Raw genomic sequence first — 4,035 nt, 5'->3', positions numbered from 1 at the left:
TCGCGGAGACGAACCCGGCACCACGGTCGTCGAACAGCGGCAGCGTGCCGACCGCGATCACCTCGGCCGGCCCGTCGCCCACGTTGGCGACCCGGTGCCGCTTGCGCGCGTCGAAGTGCAGCGAGTCGCCGGGCGACAGCGGGTAATCTTTCTTGCCGACCGTGTAGCAGATCCGGCCGGCCAGCACGTACACGAATTCGTCGCCGCCGTGCGCCACCCATTCCGAGCGGTAGCCTTCCATCATCTGCACCTTGAGCGCGTTGATCTGGCTGCCGTCGAACGTGGTGGAGAGGCGTTCGTACCACTGCGACGTGGCGTCGAGCGCGTACGGCTTGCGGCTGCCCTCGTGCGAGTCGGGCTGTGGCTGGCGCGGCTGGTCGATCAGCGCGCCGAGCGGCACGTCGAGTGCCTTCGCGACGTTGACGAGCGACGACAGCGAGATGCCCGTGAGGTGGCGCTCGACCTGGGACAGGAACCCGACCGACAGCTTCGCTTCGGTCGCGACTTCCAGCAGCGTCTTCTTCGCTTCCCGGCGCAGGCGGCGAATGCGCTGGCCGATACGCATGATGTCTGAATCCATGAATCTCTTTCGTGGCAACGGATCGGGAGGCGAGCGGACGGGCGGTGCAGCCGCCGGACAGTGATTTCCGCGCATCGCACGAAGCATGGCCGTCGGGACGGCGATGCCGGCGCATTGTACCGCGCAGCGTCGCCGGGCGAATTCGGGTTGTGCCGCGATGCGCAGGCGTCACGCCGATTTTAGCCCTACGAAAATTTTGGCTTGACCTCAATTTCAGCGTGCTCTAGATTCTGTCGCGCGCATCAAAAAAAGTTAAGTGGGACGAAAATTTTTCAAGGGCCTGCCGCCGGAACGGAGCGGCGGCCCGGCGCCGTGCGGGGTCGAGCGCCGACCGTGCAGCGGCGCCGTGCCGTGTCAGGCCTGCCTCGGGCTTGCTCCCCGCCGCGTCACCGCCGGCCGCCGACAATCATGCAAAACGGGCTTCCGATGATCGATCGACTGAAATACAGCTTCTCCGGCCTTCCCCCGTACGACGCGTCCGTCGCTGACACGCAGGCGGGCCTGTCGCGCCTGCTCGACGCCGCGCGGCTCGACGCGGTGCTGGTCACGTCGCAGGACGAATACGTGACCGAGTACCTGCCGCTCGCCAACAACCCGCGCTACGCGGTGTCGGGTTTCGACGGCTCGGCCGGCTGCGGGATCTTCCTGAGCGCGGCGACCGCGCAGGCGCTCGATCTGCCCCCGTTCGTGCTGTTCGTCGACGGCCGCTATCACCTGCAGGCCGAGCAGCAGTGCGATCCGGCGCGCGTGCGCATCGAGAAGCTCGGGATGAACGTGACGATCTGGCAGGCGATGGCCGACTGGCTGGTCGCGCACGGGAGCCGGCTCGCGCGGGTCGGTTACGACGCGCTGCGGATCAGCGTCGCGCAGCGCGATCGCCTGTTCGAACAGACGCAGGCCGCGTCGCTCGACTGGACGAGCCTCGCCGAGCGCGAGATCGATCGCGCAATCGCGTTGCCGGGCTGGGTCGTCGAGCGGCCGATCTTCGAGGTGCCTGAATCGATGACCGGCCTGAGCGTCGCGCAGAACCTCGACGCGCTGAACCGCCAGCTCGCCGCGCATACCGGCGCACCGGACGGCAAGACCGCATTCTTCACCTGCGCGTCGGACGACCTCGCGTATCTGCTGAACAGCCGTGGCTATCACATCCCGAATGCGTCGTCGCACCTCGGCTTCCTGTTCGCGGTCGGCGGGCAGGTGGCGCTGTTCCTGCCGGAAGGCTGCGACCGCTGCGAGGTCACGCTCGAGTCGTATCCGGCGCTGCAGGTGATCCGGCGCGATGTCGCGGCGCTCGAGCGCTTTCTTGCTCGGTTCGCGGTCGATCACGTGTGCTACGGCTTCGAATCGGTGAACTGCGCGCTCGTCGACGCGGTGAAGCGGGTATGGCCGCAGGCGCGTCATGCCGACTTCAACCCGGTCGAAGCGATCCGGGCCGGCAAGACGCCGGCCGTGCTCGACCGGTTCCGCGACGCGTTCGCGCGCAGTTCCGCGGCGATCGCCGAGACGATGCGCTGGGCAAAGGCCGGCGAGCCGGGCGCACGCCATACCGAATACGACCTGGCGCGCGCGATCAACGACGCGTACGGCGCGCGTTCGGCGGTGGCGCTGACGTTTCCGTCGATCGCGGCGAACGGCGCGAACAGCGCGTTCGCGCACTACACGGCGGCGAGCGCCGACGTCGAGCTGACGGAAGGCGAACTCGTGCTGCTCGACAGCGGCGCCTATTACGAAGCCGGCTTCGCGACGGACTGCACGCGCGTGGTGCTGCGCCGGACCCGCCCGGATACGGTCGCGCAGCCGTGGCAGCGGGAGATCTACACGGTCGCGTTGAAGGCCTGCATCAAGGGGCTCGTCACGCGCTTCCCGAGCACGGCAAAGGGCGGCGACGTCGATGCGCTCGTGCGGCAGGTGTGCCGCGACCACGGCCACGATTTCGGCCACGGCACCGGGCATGGTGTCGGGATTCACGTACACGAGGGCGGCGTGCGGTTCGCGCCGGGGGCGAAGTACGGGCTCGTGCCGAATGCGGTGATTTCGGTCGAGCCGGGCATCTACGTGCAGGGCAAGGGCGGCGTGCGGATCGAGAACATCGTGATCATCCGCCAGGACGACGCGCAGCCGGATACCGTGACGTTCGAGAACATCGTGACGGTCGGCTACGACTGGGACCTGATCGATCTCGACCTGCTGGACGACGGCGAGCGCGCGTACCTGCGCGACTACGAGCGGCTGTGCGTGGAGCGCGGCACGCAGGTCACCGCGTGTCCGCTGTTGTAACGAGGAAGCAGGCAGGGGCGCGGCCGCCGGGCGGTCGCGCGGCGCGAGGTCAGCGCGTGAGTACCGATACGCGCCCGTCGGGGCCGTAGACGCCGGCCGGCGCGGGGGCCGAGCGCAGTACCGCGAGCGCGCGCTCGTTGTAGTCCATCCGGATCCGGATCAGCATCCCGTTGTTCGCATTGGCCTGGCGCGCGCGTTCGGCGGACTGCTGCAGCAACTGCCAGCGGCCGGCGAGGCGGGCGTCGCGTTCGGCGGCCTGGTCCATCCCTTTCTTGCCGGACGGAAAGCCGAGTGCGGAAAGCTGCGTGTCGCGCGTGCGTTCGAGCTGCGCGAGCCGGTCGATCAGCGCGCTTTTCTTTTCGACGATCCCGGGCAGCATCTCGAGCGGCTCGGCCGTCGTCAGCGCCTTTTCCTCGTAGGCGAGCAGCGACGCGAACGCCTCGACCGTCGCGTGTTCGTCGTTGACCGTGGCCAGCAGCTCTTCTCTCATCGCGTCATGCTCGTCGCGCCGGCGCGGGTGGCGCCGGCAAACCGGGGGGACCGGCCTCGCGAGGCCGGCTTCAGCTGCCCGGGCGCTGCTGCTGCAGCAGCTCGCGGGCGGTGTTCAATACGCCGTCGGCGATCTTGTTCGCGTCGATCGTCAGCGTGCCGTTGTTCAGCGCGTCCTTGATCGACTGGACCAGGCCCGTGTCGATATCGGCGTTGCCGGACGCGGATACCGAACGCAACTGGCCGGACAGACCCGACAGGTTCACGGTCGTGTCGCCGCCAGTCGATCCGGCGTCGGCCGCCTGCGCGGACGAAGACGAGGCCGTGCCGGATTGCGCACGGGTCGCGCCGTTGCCGGTCGGCGTCACGGGGCTCGGGTTCGGAGTGGAATCGATCTTCACGATGGGTTTCCTGTTCGGTTTGACCCAGATAACGGCCGGGTCGGCCCGAACTTTAGCATCGCGAGCCCGAAATGCTCCGAATAAACAATTCTTTACATTCTTGCGGCGAGATCCGTCCCTATAGCGGAATTTCCACGGTGCCGGCGTCCTTGACGATCGCCGTGACGATCTGGCCCGCCGCCATCCGCACCCGTACCGACTGGCCCGGCGCCGCGTTCGCCAGCGCGCTGCCCTCGGCCGAAATCGTGAAACCGGGCCCGGCCGCGACGACCCGCACCGTCTGGCCGG

5 protein-coding genes are annotated in these 4,035 nt (G+C 68.3%); 1 reads left to right on the top strand and 4 read right to left on the bottom strand.

Annotation, left to right across the window (positions count from 1 at the left end; all coding sequences use genetic code 11):
- The coding region (locus JYJ84_RS30270) for a helix-turn-helix domain-containing protein (protein ID WP_205186351.1) at window positions 1–580 on the bottom strand (580 nt) is incomplete at its 3' end.
- Between the two features lie 426 nt (window positions 581–1,006).
- Here JYJ84_RS30270 and JYJ84_RS30265 point away from each other — a divergent pair.
- Entirely contained in the window at window positions 1,007–2,857 is a 1,851-nt protein-coding gene (locus JYJ84_RS30265) for a M24 family metallopeptidase (protein WP_175222432.1), read from the top strand.
- Between the two features lie 49 nt (window positions 2,858–2,906).
- On the opposite strand, the gene JYJ84_RS30260 is transcribed toward JYJ84_RS30265, so the two are convergent.
- The 3 genes from JYJ84_RS30260 to flgA form a co-directional block, all read right to left on the bottom strand.
- The gene (locus JYJ84_RS30260; RefSeq protein ID WP_122946461.1) at window positions 2,907–3,347 is read right to left on the bottom strand and encodes a flagella synthesis protein FlgN; all 441 of its coding nucleotides are present in this window, start codon (window positions 3,345–3,347) and stop codon (window positions 2,907–2,909) included.
- Between the two features lie 70 nt (window positions 3,348–3,417).
- Window positions 3,418–3,747, bottom strand: a complete 330-nt coding sequence (gene flgM, locus JYJ84_RS30255; protein ID WP_174963043.1) for a flagellar biosynthesis anti-sigma factor FlgM — start codon at window positions 3,745–3,747, stop codon at window positions 3,418–3,420.
- 118 nt (window positions 3,748–3,865) lie between these two features.
- Window positions 3,866–4,035, bottom strand: a 170-nt coding sequence (gene flgA, locus JYJ84_RS30250; protein WP_205189865.1) for a flagellar basal body P-ring formation chaperone FlgA, incomplete at its 5' end; no start/stop codon positions are given.

The organism is Burkholderia sp. LMG 13014 (assembly GCF_905232215.1).
Lineage (GTDB): Bacteria > Pseudomonadota > Gammaproteobacteria > Burkholderiales > Burkholderiaceae > Burkholderia.
Note: the sequence above shows the minus strand (reverse complement) of the source record. Positions and strands in the feature narration are given on the sequence as shown.

Coding starts and splice junctions, on each gene's coding strand:
- JYJ84_RS30265 (WP_175222432.1), top strand. CDS start 1,007: ATGATCGATCGACTGAAATACAGCTTCTCCGGCCTTCCCCCGTACGAC.
- JYJ84_RS30260 (WP_122946461.1), bottom strand. CDS start 3,347: ATGAGAGAAGAGCTGCTGGCCACGGTCAACGACGAACACGCGACGGTC.